Origin of the sequence: Caloramator australicus RC3 (assembly GCF_000297115.1) — a bacterium.
Classification (GTDB): Bacteria; Bacillota; Clostridia; order Clostridiales; family Caloramatoraceae; genus Caloramator; species Caloramator australicus.
This window is the reverse complement of record NZ_CAKP01000082.1, coordinates 1-22,395: the sequence shown is the minus strand read 5'-3', so window position 1 is coordinate 22,395 and position 22,395 is coordinate 1. Positions and strand designations below refer to the sequence as shown.

Below are 22,395 nucleotides of genomic sequence, written 5' to 3'. Positions count from 1 at the left end.
CATGTAAGGTTAAGACTTACATGCCTTTTTTAAACTCTGTTATTGCATATAAACATGTGAAAATAACCACAATACTTCCACCAGGAGATATATTTAGGTAAAAAGATAAAATAATTCCAAAGACAACAGAAAATAGTGAAATCAGCACTGAATATAGTTGAAGTTTTCTAAAGTTTGATACAAGTTTCATGGATATTGCGCCAGGAATAACTAATAGGGCTGAAATTAAAAATCCTCCTACGATTCTTAATGAAATCCCAATAACAAGAGCAACTAAAATATTTAAAACAAGATTTAAAAGCTTTACATTAATTCCAGAAACATAAGCTCCATCCTCATCAAAGCAAATATATAAAAGCTCCTTCTGAAAAATCAGGATTAACAACACGGAAGGAATTGCAATTAATAAAATCAAAATCAAATCAGCCAGTGATATAGCAACAATACTGCCAAACAAATAATTCATTACATTTGCGGAGCTTTTTATCCTACTAAATATAATGGCTGAAAAGCCTAAAGAGGCCATTGTAATCATTGATAATGAAATTTCTGCAAATCCCTTAAATTCTTTTCTTAATCTTTCTAGTGCTATCGCAAAAAATATTGTTATCACAAGAGCTCCAATAAGTGGGTTTATACCGATTAATAATCCTAAAGCAACCCCTAAAATGGCACTATGGGATAATGTATCACCAATTTGTGAAAAGCGTTTTAACATAATATAATTTCCAATAAGTGGCGCTATAATGGAAATTATAATTCCAGCTATAAAAGCCCTTTGCATAAAAGCATATCTTAACATGCCAACACTTCCTTTAATCCGTAAGATATATTTGTTTGTATTTTTTTGCTGAAAATTCCTTTGCACCAAATATAGTTAAAATCTCCCCATCTTTCATGCAAACAACCTTATCGGCATAATCCTTTATTGCAAAAATATCATGGGTAACCATAACTATCGTTGTATTATTGTTCTTTTGTTCAAGTAAAAGATTATATAGGATTTCCTCTGATTTTGAATCTATTCCCACAGTAGGCTCATCCAATATCAGTATTTCTGGCTCTGATATAAGAGCCCTTGCTATAAAAACTCTTTGCTGCTGTCCACCGGAAAGTTTACCAAGTTGTTTATCCTTCGTTTCATATAAATCTAATTTTTTTAAAATATCATCTGCCTTTTTAAAGTCCTCTTTGTTAAACCTCTTAAAAAATCCCTTTTGAGGGACTAATCCTAAAAGGACAGTTTCCTTAACACTGATAGGAAAAAGCTGATTAAAGCTTGAAACCTTTTGAGGAACAAAGGAGATTTTTCTCCTTTGTTCCCTATAATCTTCCCTTCCAAACAATTTTACTATTCCTTTATAAGGTTTATATATACCTGTAATAACATGAACCAATGTGCTCTTTCCTGAACCATTTGGACCTACTATAGTGCAAAGTTCTCCCTTTTCTATTTTCAAGTTTATATCCTTAAGAACAATTTTTTCCTCAAAGCCAAAAGAAACATCTATAAGCTCAATCATATACGACACCTTCATTCCTTTAATGCTTTTATAATATTATCTATATTCTTTTCCATAAGTGTAACATAATTTTCCTTTTTTTCAACATCCTGAGGGACAGCACCCATGCCAAATATTTCAAGTTTTTCTACCCCAGTCGCTTCAACAACCGGTCTTATTATGTTTTCATTTTCTGTCCTATCGACTAATATATATTTTATATTCTTTTCTTTAATAAAATCAATAACCTTTGCAACCTCCTTTGGTGAAGGCTCCTCAACCTCCTCCTGTCCTGTTAAAGCTACCTGAGTTAATCCAAAATCCCTCGCTAAATAGCCAAATGCAGGATGAGCAATAACAAAAACGTCCCTTTTAAAATTTGCCTTTTCCTTTTCAAACTTTTCATTGATTCTTTCCATTTCAAGTTTTAACTTATAAAAGTTTTCTTCATAATAATCTTTGTTAACAGAATCTATCTCTATCAATGTATTTTTTATGTTTTCAGCTATAATTATTGCATTTTTAGGTGACGTCCATACATGAGGATCCTCTTCTATTTTATTTATACCTTCGGATACCTCAACAACTTTAACATTGCTGCCCTCCGAAGCCTTTTTTGCCCATTCATCGATATGCCCTATATAAAACACTGCTCTTGATTCCATCATTTCAGCAATATCCTGAGTTTGTGGTTCAAAAGAATGAGGTTCTGCAGTTCCTTTAACTATTCTTTCAACTTCGAATTTGTCTCCTGCAATAAATTTCGTTATTGAGTATACAGGATAAATAGTTGTGTATATTTTGTTATTTTGCTTAGTAATCTTTGAACAAGCAGAAAATAAAATCATCAATGATAAAATAATGATTGTAAATAACCTCTTCATACAATCACTCCTTCTTTTATTTTAACATAAACAGCAACAGAAGTCGCACACTTCTGTAAGTGGGTGATGAATGTTGCAAAAATATATAAAAAATGCTACAATTATTATAGCGAAAACCAAGCTAAAATAAACCATGTAATTGGTATATCTGGGGAAGGAACAGCCCTTTGAGCGTGGGATAACTTGCTCCGCTGGGAGTATTGACCACGAAGCCACCACTTCTATAAGTGGGGGTAGTTCACATCATATGCTAATTATACATAACATAGCAATATATGTCAAAACCATGAAAAAAGGATGCTTAGTGCATCCCTTTTAAAACTTCTTTTAATGCTGATATAAATCTTTCATTTTGCTCCATCCTTCCAGTTGAAACTCTTATCCACCCTGGCATCTCGAATAAATGTCCTGGCCTTACTATAACACCTCTTTTTAAAAGTTCATTAAATACCACCTTGTCGTCAGCCTTTAAATCGACCATTACAAAGTTTGCTTGACTTTCTATATATTCAAGTCCTATATTTTTAAATTCTTCATAAAAATACTCCCTTGATTTTTTATTAAGTTCCACGACCTTCCTTAAAAATTCTTTATCTTTTAATGCTGCAAGTGCTGCATTTTGGGCAATTAAGTTAACATCAAAGGGACCTACAACTGCATTAATGTATTTTGCTATACTTTCATTTGCAATTCCATAGCCAACCCTTAATCCTGCAAGTCCATAGGCCTTTGAAAAGGTTCTTAAAATAATCATATTGGGATATTTTCCAAGCAAAGGAATGGTTTGAGGATAATCTGGGTCATCCACATATTCATAATACGCCTCATCCATTACAAAAATAACATCCTTTGGAATTTTATCTATTATGCTAAAAAGTTCATCCTTTTTTATAATTGGTCCGGTGGGATTATTTGGTGTGCAAAACCACAATATTTTAGTTCTTTCTGTAATAGCATCTACCATTTTTTCTACATCAAGTTTATGATTTTTCATAGGAATTTTTACAACATTCCCACCCATTATCTTTGTATTATCCTCATATCTTTGGAAGGAAACTTCACCCATTATGCTTTCATCGCCCGGATCGATAAAAATAGAGCATATCGCCCTTATAATCGAATCAGAACCTGTTCCTAAAAATATATTATCAGGTTTTACTCCTAATTCTTCAGCTAATTCCCTTTTTAAATCAAAATTTGCAGCATCAGGATATAAATTAACTTGGTATGCTAATTCATTTATTACCTTCGTAACCATAGGTGAACAACCTAAAGGATTTTCATTTGATGCCAATTTAATAATATCATTAAGCCCCAATTCTCTTTTTACTTCATTAATTGGTTTACCTGCCGTATAAGGTTTTAGCCTTAAAACAGATTCTCTTAGTTTCATCGCCATCCCCCTATTTTTTAAATTTTCTTGACAATTTTAATTATCTCATTTTTCTTAATATTTTGCAAACAAAAAAATAGGAGCTATGCTCCTATTCACCTAGATATTTTACTTCTGTTTCAAGCATGACACCAAACTTTTCATATACCTTTGTTTGGATTAGTTTAATAAGGTTTAGAACATCTTCACATGTAGCATTGTCAAAGTTTATTATAAATCCTGCATGCTTTTCTGAAACCATCGCACCGCCAACTTTAGCTCCCTTTAATCCTGCATCTTCTATAAGTTTTCCAGCATAATATCCTTCTGGCCTTTTAAATACACTTCCTGCACTTGGATAATTTAAAGGCTGTTTTTCTGCTCTTTTCCTATTTAAGTCCTCCATAAGTGCCTTTATTTCATCAAAATTCCCTTTTTCTAATTTTAATTCTACTTCTAAAACTATATATTCATTTTTTTGAACATTGCTAAACCTATATGCAAATTCCAACTCTTCATTTTTTAAATTTCTAACATTCCCTTCCCTATCTAAAACCATTACTCTTTCTACTATATCCTTCATTTCACCGCAGTAGGCACCAGCATTCATAAAAACAGCTCCACCTATGCTCCCGGGTATTCCGGATGCAAATTCCATCCCCTTTAGAGAGTTTCTTAATGCCTCTGCTGAAACCTTTGCAAGGGATGCTCCTGCTTCTGAGATTACCCTTTCACCGATTACCTCAACTTTATTTAAACTTGTTGTTTTTATTACAACCCCTCTTATTCCCTTGTCGGAAACCAAAAGATTAGATCCGTTGCCTATTAAATAATATTTTATATTTTTCTTCCTTAAAAATTTTATTAAATCTACAAGTTCTTCTTTGCTATTTGGAATAACTAAAAAATCAGCAGGACCTCCAATTTTAAAGGATGTATGATTTTTCATCGGCTCATCTATTAAAACTTGTCCAGAACCTAATATCCTTTCAAGTTCGTTTTTTATATCCATCTTTTTTTCTCAACTCCTTTAGTCCTTTACTATATAATATATTTAAACAAATTTAATGTAATTACCAACGCAGAGCCTTTGGAAAATAATTTTTTAAAATACCCTTTGACATCTTCCCCCAGGATAAAGAATACCCATCAACATCAACAAGATACCAGCCATCCTCTAAATCAAAATTCAAGGTATAACCTTCGATATATTTATCCGCTTCATTTGTTTTACTGGATAAACTAATATTTAATTTAGCTTCATGCGGCTTTAAAGATGCTGCTAAGGAATAGTCCGGCTCAAACCTATTCTTTTTAAATTCACCAAGCAAAATCCCTGGCCTTAACACATTAAGGGGTGTAAAATCAAAGGAATTTTCCGGAAGATAATATAGTCTGTCTCCCCTCAAAAAAAATCTATCATCATCAAATTTTTTGTTAAGATAATTCTTTTCAAATTCCTTAAAGTCCGATATATTCTGCTTTTTTATATTGGATTTTTATCCTTTGAGGAGATTTTACCTCCCCATCTTTTTTATAAAATAATGCCAAGAAGTGTCCTTCACCCTTTAGTCTGTGTGGAAAGAGCCTTGCTGTCTTTTTAAGTTCTTCGTTGTCTAAAATTTCAAAAAACCCTTCTCTAAAACCATAGTTTTTTTCTATGTTAATAAGTTCAAATTCCTCATGTTTCTTTAAAAATTCATCTACTATGAATTCATTCTCCTCAACAGAAAAGGTGCATGTTGAGTATATTATTAATCCACCAGGCTTTACCATTTTTGCTGCACTTTTTAATATTTCCCTTTGCATTGATTGATATCCTAAAACATTTTCCTCACTCCATTGGTTCAGAGCATCTTTGTCCTTTTTAAACATACCTTCTCCTGAACAAGGTGCATCAACTATTACCTTATCGAAATACCCTACAAATACCTTTTCTAGCTCTTCTGGTGAATTATTTGTAACTATTGCATTTTTTATGCCCATTCTTTCTATATTTTGAACAAGTATCTGGGCCCTTTTAAGCTTTATTTCGTTTGAAACCAAGAGACCCTCTCCATTTAAGTAACAGGCAGCCTGAGTGGATTTTCCCCCAGGCGATGCACAAAGGTCTAAAACCCTTTCTCCAGGCTTAATGTTAAGCTGAGGTGTTACAGACATTGCGCTGGGCTCTTGAATATAGTAAAGTCCTGCAGCATGATATGGATGCCTTCCTGGTTTTTCTTCACTTATATAAAGTCCATTTTTTGCCCATGGAACTTCTCCCTTTATCTCAAAGGGACATATCTTAAAAAATTCTTCATAGTCTATCTTTAAAGTATTTACTCTAATCCCTTGGTATCTATCTTCTTTGTAGCTCCCTAAAAAAGCTTCAAATTCATCCTTCAAAAGAAATTTCATCCTATCTAAAAACCTGTCTGGCAGTTTCATCCAATTCTCCTCCAACGTTAAAAAGCTCTTTTTTCTTCCAAAAATTTTTTAAATCTTTCTACATCAGTAGTAATTACATATTTTTCATCTGCCCCAAGTTCCTCCAATAAAGAAACCGACTTATCAAGCAATCCTACTTCATAGCAGATATGAGCATCGCTTCCTGTCGTTAAAAGGTTGCCATTTTCAAGGGCCTTATATGCTATTCTTTTGCAGTTTTCATAACTTCCCGGTCTTGATGTTGTAAAGGAACTGTTATTAATCTCAATTAGAACATTATATTCCTTTGCAGCCTTTAGAACCTCATCTATATCAATTTCAAAAATTGGGTTTCCAGGATGGGCTATCGCATGAACATATTTATTTTTAATTGCACCAATTAATGCTCTTGTATTATCCTTTACACTTCCTGGCATTATGCATACATCATGCAAACTTGCTATTACAAAATCTAATTTGCTTAATCGTCCTGCATCAAGATCTATATTTCCTTCATAATCTATTATATTTAGCTCAACACCCTTTAAAACTTCAACCCCATGGATAAATTGAGGTATAACCTTCAAATTGCCAAAATGAAATTTATGAGGTCCTCCTGGCATGGCGGGGCCGTGATCTGTCATAGCAATTAATTTAATTCCCTTTTTACTTGCCTCCAAACAATTTTCAATCAAAGTGCTGTAGGCATGGCCACTCGCTATTGTATGAGTATGTGTATCTATTAAAGGTTTAATCAATTCAATCACCCCATTATAATCAAAAATAAACCTTTTATATTTTAACATCTAAAAGAGCTATCTTCAACGTTAATAAATTAACTGTGAAAATATTCATAAACCTTTTGTGCTATATTTTTATTCATACCCTTTACCATCATTAGCTCTTCAATTGTGGCATTTTTTATGTTTTCTATGCTTTTGAAATGTTTAATAAGTTCCATTTTTCTTTTCGGTCCAATTCCTTGAATTTCATCGAGTTCAGACTTAATAACACTTTTTGTTCTTAAGCTTCTATGATATTCAATAGCAAACCTATGAACTTCCTCTTGGATTTTATATATAAGTTTGAAGGAATTGGAATCCTTTAAAATAGAAATTTCATCACCATTAAAAACTAATGCCCTTGTCTTATGTTTTTCATCCTTAACCATCCCTGCAACTTCTATGTTAAGTCCGAATTCTTCTAAAACCTTCAACGCCACATTAACTTGACCTATCCCTCCATCCATTAGGATAAGATCAGGAAGTTTATTAAACTTATTTTTAGGGTTATCCTTATTTTTTATTTCTTCAAAATACCTATTAAACCTTCTTCTTAGAACCTCCTCTAGGGCATCATAGTCATTTTGCCCTTTGACGTTTTTTATTTTAAATCTTCTATACTCTTTTTTAGCTTCCCTTCCGTTTTCAAATACAACCATAGAACCTACCATATCTACGCCACTAATATTTGAAATATCATAGGCCTCTATCCTAATTGGCAACTTTTCCAATCCAAGGATTGCTTTAAGCTCCTCAAGAGCACCAAAGGTTTTTTGCCTTTCTTTTATTATTTTTGCCTTAACCTGATTAAGGGCTGCCTCTGCATTTTTTTTAGCCATTTCAACAAGGTCTAATTTATCCCCCTTTTTAGGAACCCTTATCTTTACTTTACTTCCTCTTTGCCTTGATAAATAAGACTCTATTATACTTATTTCTGGAATATCCCTCTGCAGAACAATATCCCTTGGAATGTATTCTTCACTTGTATAATATTGAACTATAAATTGTGATAAGAGCTCATCTATATCATCAGCATCTTTAAAGTAAAAGTTTTTACTACCTAAAAGCTTTCCACCCCTTATATAGAACATCTGAAGGCAGGCACCATTTTCATCTCTTGCAAGAGCTATAACATCCTCATCTTCAAGGACCGATGATATAATCTTTTGTTTTTGCTGAATTTTCCTTATGGCATTTATTTGATCTCTATACTCTGCTGCCCTTTCAAATTCTAGGTTCTCTGATGCCTTTAACATTTTATCTTCCAATTCCTTAATTATTTCTTCATGTTTTCCATTTAATAGCTTAATTATACCTTCTATCATCTGCATGTAAGTTTCCCTTTTAACATCGCCTTTACAAGGTGCAAGGCAAAGCCCAATATGATAATTTAAACAGGGGCGCCCAACCTCAATCCCAAAACTAACATTTCTATTACATGTCCTAATCTTAAATAGTTTTTTTATTAACATCAATGTTTCCTTTACAGCAGAAACATCGGTAAAGGGACCAAAATACTTTGCCCCATCCTTTTCAAGCTTTCTTACCATCAATACCCTTGGATATTCTTCATTTAGTGTCACTTTTATATATGGATAGTGCTTATCATCCTTAAGCAAAATATTATACTTGGGTTTATGTTTTTTTATAAGGTTGCATTCGAGAATTAATGCTTCAAGTTCATTATCTGTTAATATATATTCGAATTCCTTGATTTGGCTTACCATAGCCCTAACTTTAGGATGTTGGTTTTTAGAGTTTTGGAAATACTGTCTTACCCTATTCTTTAAAGATACAGCCTTTCCTATATAAATTATTTCTCCATTTTCATCCTTCATTACATAAACTCCTGGGCTATCCGGAAGATTTTTTAGCGCCTCATTTATATCAAACATACTTCCACTCTCCTAAAATTATTTATTTTAATAATATTTCAGGAAGTTTAAAGGTAAGATAAATAAGGCCAATGGAGATTATAAGGCCTTCAAATAGATTTCCCCAAAAGGACCCTACTGCAAAGGTTATTGGCATTTTGTAATTTTTCTTTTTAAAGGGATAAAAAAGAGAAACACCTCTATTAGTAAACATATCAGCTATTAAATGTAGCCCATATCCTATAAAAAAAGGCACTATATATTCCTTAAAACCATATATCCTTGCAGCATAACCAAAGGTGCCACCAAAACATAAAAGACCGGTTAAACTATGGGTTATTCCATTTCTATGGGAAGAAAAACCTGTTAAAACAAAAAATATCCCTATAGTTTCTACGTATTTTAAGTTTAAATAAAAAAAGTTTAAAAGCAAGAAAAATACCCCTAATGTAAAATATATCGTCGTCTTTACTGCTTTATTTTTAATAGGAAGTATATATTTATTCAAGAGAGCTTTAGGATGATCTATATCAGGCAAAAGGGAGGCTATAGCACAAACTAAAAGTCCTCCTAATGATAATTCTACCATCTTATACTGCGATAATGCTACTGCAGATATTACTCCAATCCCAACATGGGTTTTTCCCGTCATGTTAACTCCCCTTTATGTAAACTTTACCTATAGTATATACCAAAACTATCTATCGAACAAGTGTTTGTAGCTAAATTGTCTTATCAAAAGAAAAAGGGAAGAGACAACCTCTCCCCCTTATTTAAAATATTCACTTACAAGCTCCCTTGCTATTTCAGCCGCTCTTTTACCGCCTGTTCCTCCTTTTTCAACGATTATTGCAAAGGCAATCTGTGGATTATTAGCCGGTGCAAATCCAACAAACCATGAATGAGTTTCGCTGCTATTTGGAATCTCTGCCGTTCCAGTTTTACCTGCTATAACTATATTAGACAATTTTGCTCTAACGCCAGTTCCTTTGTTAACTACATCAATCATATATTCCTTTATCTTCTCAGCTGTTTCCTTTTCGATGGCCCTTGTTAAGACTTGAGGTTTCTTTCTTTCTAATACTACACCATACTCATCTTTAATTTCTTTTACTAAATATGGTTTCATCATTATTCCTTCATTAGCAATTGTTGCTGCAACAAGTGCCATTTGCAGTGGATTTGTTGCAACTCCATGCTGTCCTATTGCAGATTGGGCTAAAAGTGCTCTACTGTTTTTATCTTCTAAATTATATGTAGACTTTCTTATAACTAAATCCTCAAGGACTATATCCTTATTAAATAAAAATTTTTCAGCTTCACGATTAAGATTATTAAATCCCAGCTCCATTCCTAAACTTCCAAAGGTAAAATTGCATGACTTAGTAAAGGCTTTCTTCAAATCTATTTTTCCATGGGCTTCTGAGTTAAAATCCTTTAGAACATAGTCCCCTATTTTTAACTTCCCGGTGCATAGCCATTTTTCATTTCCTATGTTTTCGATATTCTCCAGCGCGGCAGCTGCTGTAATTATTTTATAGGTTGAGCCTGGTGGATAAAACCCTTGAGTTGCTCTATTTAAAAATGGATTCCCCTCAACATCGTTTTTATATTTTTTAAAATTTTTATCTATACTTTCAGGGTCAAAGGATGGCTTAGATACTAAAGTTAAAATCTCACCCGTCTTTGGATTTAATACAACAATTGCCCCTTTATCACTACCGAGCAATTTATAGGCCCTATATTGAAGAGCATAGTCTATCGTCAGTGCAACGTTGCTTCCCCGCTTTTCACCTTCAAATGTTTGGGCAAACTTTCTAAAAATGCTCCCTAATAAATCGTAATAAAATGTTTTGCCTGAAAGAGCATCATTATATAAAAGCTCTATTCCTGTTTTGCCATAAATATAGCTATTATAACCTACAACGTGAGCAAATATTTCGCCATCTTTGTAGTATCTTTTTTGGCCATCTCTGGTTCTCTTACTATATACTATCTGCTTCCCATTCCTGTCAAATATCGCTCCCCTCAAAACGTCCTCTTCGGATAATTTTATCCTTGGATTTGAACTGTCCCTAACAATATTTTCTGATAAATATAGATTAAAATAAGTTAAATAACCTATTATAACCAAAAAAATTAAAGAAAAAAATACTATAAGAGCCTTTATATTTCTAAGAAGTTTTTCTTCATTCATCGCTATTCCCCACTTCTGAAATCTTTTGAAGTATCCCTATAGAAAGAAAACTAATAGTCATAGAACTTCCTCCATAACTAACAAATGGCAAAGTAATACCTGTAAGAGGAATCATTTTAGTAACTCCGCCAACTATAACAAATACCTGAAACGCAAACATGCTTGCTATACCAACAGCAACAAGTCTTGAAAAATCATCTTTAGCATAAAGTGCCGTCCTTAACATCCTATAAATTAAAAGAAGATATAATATAAGTAAGGCAATAGCCCCTAAAAGTCCAAACTCCTCTGATATGGCAGAGAAAATAAAATCCGTATGAACTTCAGGAATTACCTCTGGATGTCCTCCTGCAAGTCCCGTTCCAAACAAACCACCGCTTGCAATTGCAATTAAAGACTGGCATATCTGATACCCTGCACCATATTTATCCTTCCATGGATCTAGCCATATATTTACCCTTCTTTTAACATGATCAAACATAAAATAGCTTAAAAATCCACCAATGCCGAACAATCCTAAACCGGATAATATATAGCTAATTCTTGATGTGCCAATATAAAGCATAGTCATGAAAATACCAAAAAACATAAGGGCTGATCCTAAATCCTTTTCAAGGACAAAAATGATTATAGATAAAACTACTGGAATAGAGTATCTCAAAACATCTTTATAGTCGTTTATTTTTTTGATTACGCCGGATAAATAAAATATTATAAACAATTTCCCAAGTTCCGACGGCTGAAAGCTAAAAGAACCAATCTGAATCCAGTTTTTAGAACCTTTAATTTCCCTTCCCAAAAATAATGGTAAAGTTAGTATAATTATAGTTAAAAGGGCAAATGTCAAGGAATATTTTTCTAATCGTTTGATGTTGGGAAACAATAAAAGAACAAATATAAATACTGTAACACCAACTGCAAACCAAGCCATTTGCCTTACCGCTCTTTGAAGATCCAACCTATAAAGCATAACAAGTCCAAACTGAACAATAAAAGCCGAAATTATAAAAAGATATTTATCGACATTGGGATAAAATCTTTTGATTATAAAATGGCCATAGAAAATTAAAATAATAGAAAAAGCACCATAAATGAATGGAGCTATTTCAAAAGTTCCTCGATGTAGAGAAAGGATAAGAAATAATAAAATTATAATTAAATATATATTTTTTAGTATGGACTTTTCTAAATTAACCATAGAGCCATCTCCTATTCAAGAACTTTTAAGGATATCCTTCCTATATCGATTATATCGCCTTCTTCGATCTCTTCAATCTTATCTATTCTCCTCCCATTTACATATGTTCCATTAGTGCTGCCTAAATCTTCAATAAATAGTCTATCATCTTTTACGAATATCTTTGCATGGTTACCTGAAACATATGGATCCTTAATAACTAAATCGTTATCAAAGTTTCTTCCTATGCTCATAACTTTATGAATAATATATAGTGAGCCTTTAGTTATACCAATATCCTCAGGAGCATCATTAATTTCCAATGCAAATTCTTTTTTATGAGCTTTTATCCTGTTTATACCCTTTAAATCCAAATACATTATCTTAATAATTCTAAAAATAACTAAATATATAAGTCCGATAACAATAAATTTTAAAATCATAGCAATTTCCTTCATAAAATCACCTACATGTTAAAAATATAAAACTTTAAAAGAGCAAGTATCTCCCTAATAAATCCAGTTATTTCAAAGTAGAGCCAGTCTGTAACAAAGCATCCTGCATAGCTTGCCCTAATTCCAAGTTTGTTTGCTATTAAAGATGCCCTTTTTAAATGATATTTATTGGATACTATTATTGCATCTTTAAAAGCCATATATTTCATTATTTCCATTGAATTAAGTAAATTTTCATAGGTCGAATATGATTTATCCTCTTTTATTATATATTTTTCTTTTACACCCTTCCTTTTAAGATATATTTGCATAGCTTCGGCTTCAGAAATATTTTCGTTCTTACCTTGACCTCCAGAAACTATTATATATTTTGCATATCCATTTTCAAATAATTCTATGGCTAAATTTAACCTCGCCTTTAAAAAGTGGCTAGGTTCATTTCCCCGAACTTTACACCCTAAAACTATAATGCAATCTGCCTTTTTGGGTTTACTGTTATAGCCAAAGTAAATAATTTGTCCTGCCAAGAAAAAAATCAGCAAAACAAATGGCATAAAACCATAAAATAAAAATTTTTTCAAATTAATCCCCCCTGATTATTTAAGTATATTATATCCACAAAAAAACAAGACCTGCAAGTGCAAGTCTTGTAATAAGATATTATACTGCTTGTAATGCAAGTTCTATATCCTCTTTAATTCCCTTCTTCTCATAAAAATTATTGTTATATATAAAACCATCATTATAGACGTAAATAGCATATTCCTTACCATTTATTTGGAATTTTAAAATCAATTTTTCACCTTCTTTGTTCTGTAATTCACCAACCGCCTCTGCAGTTCTTAAGGTTCTTATTATCTTTTCTTTTATATATGTGTAATCTCCATTGATAACTTCATTCTCAATATCCTCTATCTTTAATTTTTCAGCTTTAAATAAAAATACTAAATCATTAACATCATTAAGCTTATTTACAGGAAGTATTCTTTCCATCTCATTCCAGATATCCTTTGGAACAAGATAAAAACTAAAATACTTCGGATCCCTAACTAAAATTTTTGTTTTATCTATAAACAAAATTTCTTTATTTCCAAATCTAAGCATATAAAGTGGAAATGCAGGTGATATGGCTTGACCTGTAAAAAAGTCATCGTCATTTATTATATTAGATTTTTCTAAAGCTTCTATAAGTCTTTTCCTATCATTTTGACTCAACAGCTTTTCCTCTGAAACGTCTTTAGCAATCAAAGTAACTTCTTCATTTTTCTTAATTTCATCGATAACAGGCTGAAAATTGCCATTAGTGTTCTGCATTTCACTATTAAACAATTCAATTTTTATCCTCTGTCTAAAAGGAATACCTAATAAGGTATAATCAAATACAATATTTTCAAGTTCTGAGTTTAATCCATATATTCTAAATACCAATAATATCTGTGCTCTGGACTTCCTTTTTAAAATAAAAGGTTTTGTTTCATCTATTTCCTTAAATGTTTCTTCTGGGTTATTGGTTACATCTCGAAGACCCAATTTTTCAATTTTAACATTTTTCGAATTAACTTTCATATCCATTATCTTTAAATCAAACATACTTGGATTGTATATTCCATAGTAAAAATACCAGTCATTATTAGGATTTTCAAGAAGGACGCTTTTGTCCAGCCACCCCCTATCCGTAAGTTTTATTGGTGGATTTATTTTATAATAGGTTAAAGTAAGGGCATAAAAAAATAAAATAAGAAATATTGGAATCAATATAATTTTTAATAAAGTTTTCACTGCAATACCTCCAAAACTAAACTCCTATATATATTTTACCATATCTTTCTAAAAAATAAAGAGCAGCCTCAGCTGCTCTTTATCCCAAATATTTTCTTAAATACTGCCCTGTATAAGACTTTTCATTTTTTATTATATCTTCTGGAGTTCCTTCTGCAATAACCTGTCCACCTCTGTCGCCACCTTCAGGACCTAAGTCTATAATATAATCAGCACACTTTATTACATCAAGGTTATGCTCAATAACAACTACTGTGTTGCCTGTTTCTACTAATCTATAAATAATCTCAATCAACTTTCTAACATCCTCCATATGAAGTCCTGTTGTAGGCTCATCCAAAATATAAAGGGTTTTTCCTGTGCTTCTTTTTGAAAGCTCATAGGCAAGCTTTATCCTTTGAGCCTCTCCTCCGGATAATTGGGTAGAAGGTTGGCCAAGTTTAATATAGGATAAACCTACATCATAAAGGGTTTGAAGCTTTGATTTAATCCTTGGAATGTTTTCGAAAAATTCAAGGGCTTCTTCTACTGTCATATCCAATACATCAGCAATATTCTTGCCCTTATATTTCACCTCCAACGTTTCTCTGTTATATCTCTTACCCTTACATACTTCACATGGGACATAAACATCCGATAAAAACTGCATTTCTATTTTAATTATTCCATCTCCACCACAGGCTTCACACCTTCCGCCCTTTACATTAAAGCTGAACCGTCCAGGCCTATATCCCCTCATTTTTGCCTCCGGTGTTTGAGCAAATACTTCCCTTATAAGATCAAACACTCCTGTGTATGTCGCAGGATTTGACCTTGGAGTTCTTCCTATGGGCGATTGGTCTATATCTATAACTTTGTCGATGTATTCTATTCCAAGTATATCGTTATGGGCGCCAACTTCATATTTTGAACCATAAAGTTTTTTTGCAATACCCTTGAAAAGTATTTCATTTACAAGGGTGCTTTTACCGGATCCTGAAACACCTGTAACACATGTAAAGACTCCAAGGGGAAATTTTACATTTATATTCTTTAAATTGTTTTCCCTTGCACCTTTAACTTCAATCCATTTTCCGTTTGGCTTTTTTCTTTCCTTTGGAACTTCAATTTTCCTTTTTCCGCTTAAATATTGACCTGTTATTGAGTTTTCACATTGGGCAATCTCATCAGGAGTTCCTGCTGCCACAACATATCCTCCATGCTGCCCTGCACCAGGTCCTATATCTATAACATAATCTGCGGCCCTTATAGTATCCTCATCGTGTTCAACGACTATCAATGTGTTCCCTAAGTCTCTTAAGTGCTTTAAAGTTGCAAGAAGTTTATCGTTGTCCCTTTGATGAAGCCCTATACTTGGTTCATCAAGTATATATAAAACTCCAACAAGTCCAGAGCCTATCTGGGTAGCAAGCCTTATTCTTTGGGATTCACCACCTGACAATGTAGATGCTGCCCTTGATAAAGTTAAATAATCTAGCCCTACATCCACTAAAAATTTAAGCCTTGCTTTTATCTCCTTTAGTATTTGATTTGCTATCATTGTTTCCTTTTCCGTTAAGTTCAATTTCTCAAGAAATTCAAGATGCTCCCTGATAGTAAGGTCACTTAACTGGGCTATGGAAAGCCCGCCAACGGTTACGGCAAGACTTTCCTTTTTAAGCCTTGCGCCTTTACAAAGTGGACATTTTTTAACCGACATATATCCTTCAATTTCTTCTCTAATATACTGAGAATTTGTTTCCCTATACCTTCTTTGAAGATTAGGAATAATACCTTCAAAGGAATAAAGCATTTCTCCCTTCGCATTATCCCTTGTAAATTCTACTTTAAACTTTTCTCCATCGCTGCCGTATAAAAGCACATCTACTGCCCTTTCATCTATGTTTTCAAGAGGCTCATTTAAGCTAAACCCATAATGTTTCGATAATCCCCTAACAACTGCATAGGTCCATCCTGATTCATCTAATGTCCCCCAGGGTTTGATGGCCCCTTCCTTTATCGATAAGCTTCTGTCCATTACGAGCTCAGGGGAAATTTCCATCATGATGCCTAATCCATCACACTCAGGGCACTTACCAAAGGGGCTGTTAAAGGAAAACATCCTGGGCTCAAGATCCCCAATACTTATGCCACAGTCTGGGCAGGCAAATTTTTCACTGAACAAAAATTCTTCGCCGTCTATTATTTGCACTATAACTAAACCCTCAGCAAGTTTTAGGGCAGTTTCAATTGAGTCGGTAAGCCTTGACCTTATTCCTTCTTTTATTACTATTCTATCTACAACAACTTCTATATTGTGCTTTATGTTTTTTTCTAATTTAATATCTTCGTTAAGTTCATAGGTTTCACCGTCTATCCTTACTCTGACAAAACCATTCTTTTTTATATTCTCCAATACCTTAACATGTTCTCCCTTTCTTCCTCTAACTATAGGTGCTAAAATTTGAAGCTTTGTTCTTTCAGGGAATTCTAATATTTTATCCACCATTTGGTCAACAGTCTGCTGTTTAATTTCTTTACCGCAATTAGGACAATGGGGAACACCAATTCTTGCATATAATAATCTAAGGTAATCGTATATTTCTGTAACCGTTCCAACAGTTGATCTTGGATTTCTGCTGGTGGTTTTTTGGTCGATTGAAATTGCAGGAGATAAACCTTCTATATAATCAACATCCGGTTTATCCATCTGACCTAAAAACTGTCTTGCATAGGCCGAAAGGGATTCTACATATCTTCTTTGACCTTCTGCATAGATAGTATCAAAGGCAAGGGAAGATTTTCCTGACCCCGAAAGTCCTGTTAATACAACTAATTTATTTCTTGGAATTTCTACATCTATATTCTTTAAGTTATGTTCTCTTGCACCTTTAATTATTATATTATCTTGAGACATCCTATCTCTCCTTTTCCTTTTTAAGCTTGAATAAAAGGTCTCTTAACTTAGCAGCCCTTTCAAAGTCAAGTTCTTTTGCTGCCTTGTGCATTTGTTCTTCGATATTTTTTATAAGAAGTTCCTTGTTTTCCTCATTTAAATCTATATCCTTAATTTCAACCGGCTTTGTCGCCTCAATAACTTCAAATACAGGCTTTATTATAGTTTTTGGAGTTATACCATGTTTTTTGTTATATTCCATCTGTATTTTGCGCCTTCTATTTGTTTCATCTATTGCCCGTTTCATTGAATCAGTAATAGTATCTGCATACATGATAACTTTGCTTTCAGCATTTCTTGCAGCTCTTCCAATTGTCTGTATTAGCGACGTTTGTGACCTTAAAAAGCCCTCCTTATCAGCATCTAAAATTGCAACAAGGGCAACCTCAGGAATATCTAATCCTTCCCTCAAAAGATTTATCCCAACTAATACATCAAATTCTCCAAGCCTTAAATCCCTAATTATTTTCATCCTTTCAATAGTATCTATATCAGAATGCAAATATTTAACCTTAATTCCTGCCTCTTTAAGATAAGAAGTTAAATCCTCCGCCATTCTTTTAGTAAGAGTAGTAACAAGGACTCTAAATCCTCTTTCAATAGTTTTAGATATCTCACCAATAAGGTCATCTATTTGCCCTTTTACTGGTCTTACTATTATTTCAGGATCCACAAGACCTGTTGGCCTTATTATTTGTTCTACAACTTGAGTTGAATTTTTTATTTCATATTCAGCCGGTGTTGCACTTACAAAGATTACTTGATTTATCTTTCTCTCAAATTCGTTAAACTTTAAAGGCCTGTTATCATAGGCAGAAGGAAGTCTAAAACCATATTCAACAAGGTTATCTTTTCTTGATTTGTCTCCACCATACATTGCTCTAAGCTGTGGGATAGTAACATGGCTTTCATCTATAAACAAAAGATAATCATCTGGAAAATAGTCTAATAGAGTATATGGCGGCTGTCCAGGTTGTCTTCCATCAAAGTGCCTTGAATAATTTTCTATGCCTGTGCAGTATCCAACTTCCCTTAGCATCTCAATATCATATTTTGTCCTTTGCATTAATCTTTGGGCTTCAAGAAGTTTCCCATTGTCCATAAGTTCTTTATATCTTTCCTCAAGCTCCCTTTCTATCGATTCAATTGCCCTTTCAATTTTTTCCTTTGATGTGGCATAGTGGGATGCCGGATAGATGGAAACGTGATTTCTCTCTGCTAATATTTCTCCAGTTAAGAAATCTATCTCACAAATTCTATCTATCTCATCTCCAAAAAACTCAACCCTTATTGCCTTCTCATTGGAGGATGCTGGAAAAATCTCAACAACATCTCCCCTAACTCTAAAGGTTCCTCTATGAAAATCTATATCATTTCTTTGATATTGAATATCTATAAGTTTTCTAAGAACATCGTCCCTATCCTTTTCCATTCCAACCCTTAATGATAAAACTAAGTTTTTATACTCAAAGGGATCTCCAAGGCCATAAATACATGAAACTGATGCAACTATAATGACATCCCGCCTTTCAAACAAAGCCGATGTTGCCGAGTGTCTTAATTTATCTATCTCATCGTTAATAGATGCATCCTTTTCAATGTAGGTATCGCTTTGGGGAACATAAGCTTCAGGTTGATAATAATCGTAGTAACTAACAAAATATTCAACAGCATTATTAGGGAAAAACTCTCTAAACTCGTTACAAAGCTGTGCAGCAAGGGTTTTATTATGGGCAATAACTAAAGTAGGCTTTTGAACCCTTTCTATTATATTTGCCATAGTAAAAGTCTTACCAGAACCTGTTACCCCTAAAAGAGTCTGACATCTATCTCCCCTTAATATTCCATCAACCAGCTTTTCTATAGCCTCAGGCTGGTCGCCTGTTGGTTTAAATTTTGAAACTATTTTAAATTCACCCATATTTTCACCTCAAGAACAAATGTTCGCAATTTGATTATATTCCTTTATCTTTTTATAGTCAAATATAATTTTACACTAAATATAATTATTAGCAAGTAACAATAATTTCTTGTCGATCAAGCCATCATTTTTATACAAAAATTTACAAATGTAAGTTTTTGTACAATTTTTTACTTTAACATATTCACTTTAAGTTAAAGTTCCACTTGAAGAAAATAATGTAAATATGTTCCATTAATTTCTATTGACAAGCCTCTATAAATAAGGGATAATATAAGAGAAATTTTGCCGAATGTCCTTTTGGACAACGGGGGATTATCCTTTGGGGTGAATCCAATTATTTGGTAGGGACACTCTCTTCCCGAACCCGTCAACTAACCTCGTAGGCATAGAGAGGTGATACAAATGAAAAAGCTCATATCAATCTTACTAATTATTTTGCTAATTTTTAACGGAGAGACATGGACAAGCGTCCAGGCTGCACCTTCTAAAAAGACTTCAAGGGCCGTAAAGAAATCTTCAGCAGACACAACAACGAAAAAAGTTAATAAATCTTCTTCAAAAACAGCTTCAAAGAAAAAGAATACTACTATAAGAAGTAAAACATCAAAAACTAGCAAAACAAAAATAGCCACTTCTAATAAAAAGAAGGCTCCAAAAAAAGTTACAACTAAGTCCACTGCTAAAAAAAGATTATCAACTAAGTCGACAACCAGAAGAATCGTAGCTTCAAGAAGTGCAGCTGGATACGGTGAACTTTTAGATTGGTCAGTAGCAAAGGAAGTATTTTCTATAGGTTCTAAAGCCAGGGTTATAGACCTTTTAACAGGAAAATCCTTTTATGTTATAAGAACATATGGACATTTACATGCGGACGTTGAGGCAGCTTCAAAGGAAGATACCGAAATAATAAAGGACATATGGAATGGATTTTCTTGGGAAAGGCGCCCTGTTATCGTTGAAGTTAATGGAAGAAGAATTGCAGCATCTATGACATCTATGCCCCATGCAGGCGTTGACTCAGCACCAGAAGGAAAAATAGTAAATGGTCGTTCAGGTGGTTACGGCCGTGGAATGAATTTAGATAAAATAAAAGGAAACGGAATGGACGGCCACATTGATATACACTTTTTAAATAGTAGAAGACATAAGGATGGTGCAGTAGACAAAGATCATCAAGAAATGATTAAAAAAGCTGCTAGATTTTAACCTAATTAGCGGCATTCATCACCCACTTCTATAAGCGGGTGATGAATGCCACTTGACACATAAAATATAAAAGAATAAAATGATTATATAGCGAAAACCAAGCTACTAAAATTAGCCATATAAATGGTAAAACTGGGGATGGAACAGCCCTTTGAGCGTGGGATAGCTTACTCCAATGGGAGTATTGACCACGAAGCCGCCACCTCTATAGGTGGGGGTAGTTCACGAAAATGAGCTCTAAAGGATTAAACCCCTTTAGAGCTCATTGTATTATACATTTCTATCAATGTCTTAGTTATTCTTATCCTTAATGCATTAACGTTATTAAAATCCATTGCATTGATATAATATTTTTCTAGTTCATCGTGGAGCTGTTTAATGTTAGTATAAATCTTTTTAGCTTTATTTATCTCCTCAGCATATTCCCTTTCGATTGCCTTTATTGGGTCTTCATTCTCATGGACGATATTCGTATCAATACAAGTAAACATGTCAACAACCTTATCATCAAGTTCAGGTTCAAAAACATGGGGTGCAGTTCCATCAAGTAGAGCAAAATCTAGTTCTCTAATTATTATCATATCAATACTTGATGGATCAAAGGCGCAATGATAAAATTCAACATCGTAACCTTTATTAAGTGCAGCCTGAGCAATCTTTTTTGTCATTGTTGATTTTCCTGTCCCCGGTCTTCCCTTTACTATATATCTATTTTTAATATCCTGCGTTAAATTGTCATAATAGCATACTTGTCCTTGTGGTGTCATAGCCCCTGCAAACCTGTGCCATTCTTTAGGTTTTTTATGGGTGCAACCTTTAATAACTTCATCAATTAACCTATCAGTGATTTCATTTGCCTTATTAAAATCCATTCCCTTTAAATATTCCTTTTCCCATTTATCGTGAATTGATTTAGCAACTCTTAGATGTTTAAAAAATGCTTTGTATTGATTTTCTATCTCATCAATATAAAATTTTATAATATCCCTTCTACTTCTTAAGTAATCGATATCCCAATACTCGCCAAAATCAAGCAATCTCTCAACTGCCCCAGGATATTTAGGATCAATAACATGGGGTGCAGTTCCATCGACAATTACAACATTGATATCGTTAATTACAATTGCATCAAGTGAATCCTTATCAGCTGAGCAGTGAACAAAGTCAACGTTCATTCCTTCCTTTAAAAGTTCTTCTCCGATAAGTCTCATAAAGGTTGATTTGCCTGTTCCAGGGCCTCCTTTTATAATGTAAACCCTTTGGGCATCCCTTAAAACATAGTCAAAATAATTAACAAAACCTGCGGAAGTGTTTGCACTTGCAAGATAGTGTCTTGATTTTACCATATTATCCCCCAAAAATAGAATTCTGATTTATAATATGCAATTGAGGGCTGTTATGTTAATCATTTTATAAATTAATATTCAAATATTTTCTTTTCCAAAAGCATTATCTCCAAGTGAACTACCCCCACTTATAGAAGTGGTGGCTTCGTGGTCAAGGTAACTTCTGTTACCAGATTACCCACGCTCAAAGGGATGTTCCTTCCCCATATATACCAATCACATGGCTAATTTTAGCAAATTCTTGCTTGCATTTATATCTCTATCATGAACTGCACCACACTTTGGACATTTCCATTCTCTCAATGCTAAATTCTTTACATCAGGATTTTTATATCCACATTCACTACATGTTTGACTTGATGCATAATTTTGTGGTGCTATTATTATTTCTCTGCCATACCATCTTGCTTTATATTCTAACATCCTTCTAAATTCTGCCCATGATACTTCTGTTATTGCTTTGGCTAATTTATGATTTTGTTGCATATTCTTTACCTGTAAATCTTCTAAAACTATCACTTGGTTTTCGTGTATAATTTTAGAAGATAATTTG

Annotated in this window: 20 protein-coding genes and 1 riboswitch; of the genes, 1 reads left to right on the top strand and 19 read right to left on the bottom strand. The window is 33.3% G+C overall.

Features of this window, described 5'->3' with window-relative positions; all coding sequences use genetic code 11:
• Positions 1 to 16 precede the first annotated feature (16 nt).
• The 17 genes from CAAU_RS07480 to uvrB all read right to left on the bottom strand — a co-directional run bounded on the left by CAAU_RS07480 (position 17) and on the right by uvrB (position 19,287).
• Positions 17 to 802, bottom strand: a complete 786-nt coding sequence (locus CAAU_RS07480; RefSeq protein ID WP_008908826.1) for a metal ABC transporter permease — start codon at positions 800 to 802, stop codon at positions 17 to 19.
• Positions 803 to 815: 13 nt separating this feature from the next.
• On the bottom strand, positions 816 to 1,523 hold the full coding sequence (locus tag CAAU_RS07475; protein ID WP_008908825.1) for a metal ABC transporter ATP-binding protein: 708 nt from the start codon (positions 1,521 to 1,523) through the stop codon (positions 816 to 818).
• Positions 1,524 to 1,534: 11 nt separating this feature from the next.
• A complete protein-coding gene (locus CAAU_RS07470) occupies positions 1,535 to 2,386 on the bottom strand; it encodes a metal ABC transporter substrate-binding protein (RefSeq protein WP_008908824.1) in 852 nt (283 codons plus the stop codon).
• A 301-nt stretch (positions 2,387 to 2,687) separates the two neighbouring features.
• Positions 2,688 to 3,779 (bottom strand): histidinol-phosphate transaminase, encoded by a 1,092-nt coding sequence (hisC, locus tag CAAU_RS07465; protein ID WP_008908823.1) that lies wholly within the window; start codon positions 3,777 to 3,779, stop codon positions 2,688 to 2,690.
• A 91-nt stretch (positions 3,780 to 3,870) separates the two neighbouring features.
• Complete coding sequence (gene murB / locus CAAU_RS07460) at positions 3,871 to 4,770, bottom strand: UDP-N-acetylmuramate dehydrogenase (RefSeq protein ID WP_008908822.1); 900 nt, start codon at positions 4,768 to 4,770, stop codon at positions 3,871 to 3,873.
• A gap of 61 nt (positions 4,771 to 4,831) precedes the next feature.
• Entirely contained in the window at positions 4,832 to 5,233 is a 402-nt protein-coding gene (locus CAAU_RS15005) for an RsmF rRNA methyltransferase first C-terminal domain-containing protein (protein ID WP_423219151.1), read from the bottom strand.
• Positions 5,220 to 6,188, bottom strand: coding sequence for an NOL1/NOP2/sun family putative RNA methylase (locus tag CAAU_RS07455; RefSeq protein ID WP_008908820.1), 969 nt, complete (start codon positions 6,186 to 6,188; stop codon positions 5,220 to 5,222). Before CAAU_RS07455 ends, CAAU_RS15005 begins: the two co-directional genes overlap by 14 nt.
• A 17-nt stretch (positions 6,189 to 6,205) precedes the next feature.
• Complete coding sequence (locus CAAU_RS07450) at positions 6,206 to 6,934, bottom strand: phosphatase (RefSeq protein WP_479722820.1); 729 nt, start codon at positions 6,932 to 6,934, stop codon at positions 6,206 to 6,208.
• A 68-nt stretch (positions 6,935 to 7,002) separates the two neighbouring features.
• A complete protein-coding gene (gene uvrC, locus CAAU_RS07445; protein WP_008908818.1) occupies positions 7,003 to 8,844 on the bottom strand; it encodes an excinuclease ABC subunit UvrC in 1,842 nt (613 codons plus the stop codon).
• Between the two features lie 22 nt (positions 8,845 to 8,866).
• The gene (locus tag CAAU_RS07440; protein ID WP_008908817.1) at positions 8,867 to 9,475 is read right to left on the bottom strand and encodes a metal-dependent hydrolase; all 609 of its coding nucleotides are present in this window, start codon (positions 9,473 to 9,475) and stop codon (positions 8,867 to 8,869) included.
• 117 nt (positions 9,476 to 9,592) lie between these two features.
• Entirely contained in the window at positions 9,593 to 11,020 is a 1,428-nt protein-coding gene (locus CAAU_RS07435) for a peptidoglycan D,D-transpeptidase FtsI family protein (protein WP_008908816.1), read from the bottom strand.
• Positions 11,013 to 12,218: an FtsW/RodA/SpoVE family cell cycle protein gene (locus CAAU_RS07430; RefSeq protein ID WP_008908815.1), complete on the bottom strand. Its 1,206-nt coding sequence runs from the start codon at positions 12,216 to 12,218 to the stop codon at positions 11,013 to 11,015. Before CAAU_RS07430 ends, CAAU_RS07435 begins: the two co-directional genes overlap by 8 nt.
• A gap of 11 nt (positions 12,219 to 12,229) precedes the next feature.
• Positions 12,230 to 12,655 (bottom strand): FHA domain-containing protein, encoded by a 426-nt coding sequence (locus tag CAAU_RS07425; protein WP_008908814.1) that lies wholly within the window; start codon positions 12,653 to 12,655, stop codon positions 12,230 to 12,232.
• An 8-nt stretch (positions 12,656 to 12,663) separates the two neighbouring features.
• Entirely contained in the window at positions 12,664 to 13,206 is a 543-nt protein-coding gene (locus CAAU_RS07420) for a YdcF family protein (RefSeq protein ID WP_051004401.1), read from the bottom strand.
• A gap of 106 nt (positions 13,207 to 13,312) precedes the next feature.
• Positions 13,313 to 14,431, bottom strand: coding sequence for a hypothetical protein (locus tag CAAU_RS07415; protein WP_008908812.1), 1,119 nt, complete (start codon positions 14,429 to 14,431; stop codon positions 13,313 to 13,315).
• A gap of 79 nt (positions 14,432 to 14,510) precedes the next feature.
• Positions 14,511 to 17,327 carry an excinuclease ABC subunit UvrA gene (uvrA, locus tag CAAU_RS07410; protein ID WP_008908811.1) on the bottom strand — a complete coding sequence of 939 codons (2,817 nt, stop codon included), beginning with the start codon at positions 17,325 to 17,327 and terminating at the stop codon, positions 14,511 to 14,513.
• Between the two features lies 1 nt (position 17,328).
• Positions 17,329 to 19,287 (bottom strand): excinuclease ABC subunit UvrB, encoded by a 1,959-nt coding sequence (gene uvrB, locus CAAU_RS07405; RefSeq protein WP_008908810.1) that lies wholly within the window; start codon positions 19,285 to 19,287, stop codon positions 17,329 to 17,331.
• A 276-nt stretch (positions 19,288 to 19,563) separates the two neighbouring features.
• Positions 19,564 to 19,691, top strand: a riboswitch (cyclic di-AMP (ydaO/yuaA leader).
• A gap of 1 nt (position 19,692) precedes the next feature.
• On the opposite strand from uvrB, the gene CAAU_RS13930 reads away from it, so the two are divergent.
• The gene (locus CAAU_RS13930) at positions 19,693 to 20,496 is read left to right on the top strand and encodes a hypothetical protein (RefSeq protein ID WP_008908809.1); all 804 of its coding nucleotides are present in this window, start codon (positions 19,693 to 19,695) and stop codon (positions 20,494 to 20,496) included.
• A gap of 245 nt (positions 20,497 to 20,741) precedes the next feature.
• Here the strand turns inward: CAAU_RS13930 and CAAU_RS07395 are convergent, their stop codons facing one another.
• A complete protein-coding gene (locus tag CAAU_RS07395; RefSeq protein WP_008908808.1) occupies positions 20,742 to 21,842 on the bottom strand; it encodes a PRK06851 family protein in 1,101 nt (366 codons plus the stop codon).
• 216 nt (positions 21,843 to 22,058) lie between these two features.
• Positions 22,059 to 22,395: RNA-guided endonuclease TnpB family protein (locus CAAU_RS07390; RefSeq protein WP_040306234.1), on the bottom strand; the 337-nt coding region annotated here is incomplete at its 5' end.

Bases quoted from the DNA above. Each gene is read 5' to 3' on its own strand.
- murB (WP_008908822.1), bottom strand. From the start codon at position 4,770: ATGGATATAAAAAACGAACTTGAAAGGATATTAGGTTCTGGACAAGTT.
- CAAU_RS07430 (WP_008908815.1), bottom strand. From the start codon at position 12,218: ATGGTTAATTTAGAAAAGTCCATACTAAAAAATATATATTTAATTATA.
- CAAU_RS07470 (WP_008908824.1), bottom strand. From the start codon at position 2,386: ATGAAGAGGTTATTTACAATCATTATTTTATCATTGATGATTTTATTT.
- hisC (WP_008908823.1), bottom strand. From the start codon at position 3,779: ATGAAACTAAGAGAATCTGTTTTAAGGCTAAAACCTTATACGGCAGGT.
- uvrC (WP_008908818.1), bottom strand. From the start codon at position 8,844: ATGTTTGATATAAATGAGGCGCTAAAAAATCTTCCGGATAGCCCAGGA.
- CAAU_RS07440 (WP_008908817.1), bottom strand. From the start codon at position 9,475: ATGACGGGAAAAACCCATGTTGGGATTGGAGTAATATCTGCAGTAGCA.
- uvrA (WP_008908811.1), bottom strand. From the start codon at position 17,327: ATGTCTCAAGATAATATAATAATTAAAGGTGCAAGAGAACATAACTTA.
- CAAU_RS07480 (WP_008908826.1), bottom strand. From the start codon at position 802: ATGTTAAGATATGCTTTTATGCAAAGGGCTTTTATAGCTGGAATTATA.
- CAAU_RS07435 (WP_008908816.1), bottom strand. From the start codon at position 11,020: ATGAATGAAGAAAAACTTCTTAGAAATATAAAGGCTCTTATAGTATTT.
- CAAU_RS07425 (WP_008908814.1), bottom strand. From the start codon at position 12,655: ATGAAGGAAATTGCTATGATTTTAAAATTTATTGTTATCGGACTTATA.
- uvrB (WP_008908810.1), bottom strand. From the start codon at position 19,287: ATGGGTGAATTTAAAATAGTTTCAAAATTTAAACCAACAGGCGACCAG.
- CAAU_RS13930 (WP_008908809.1), top strand. From the start codon at position 19,693: ATGAAAAAGCTCATATCAATCTTACTAATTATTTTGCTAATTTTTAAC.
- CAAU_RS07420 (WP_051004401.1), bottom strand. From the start codon at position 13,206: ATGCCATTTGTTTTGCTGATTTTTTTCTTGGCAGGACAAATTATTTAC.
- CAAU_RS07475 (WP_008908825.1), bottom strand. From the start codon at position 1,523: ATGATTGAGCTTATAGATGTTTCTTTTGGCTTTGAGGAAAAAATTGTT.
- CAAU_RS07395 (WP_008908808.1), bottom strand. From the start codon at position 21,842: ATGGTAAAATCAAGACACTATCTTGCAAGTGCAAACACTTCCGCAGGT.
- CAAU_RS07455 (WP_008908820.1), bottom strand. From the start codon at position 6,188: ATGAAACTGCCAGACAGGTTTTTAGATAGGATGAAATTTCTTTTGAAG.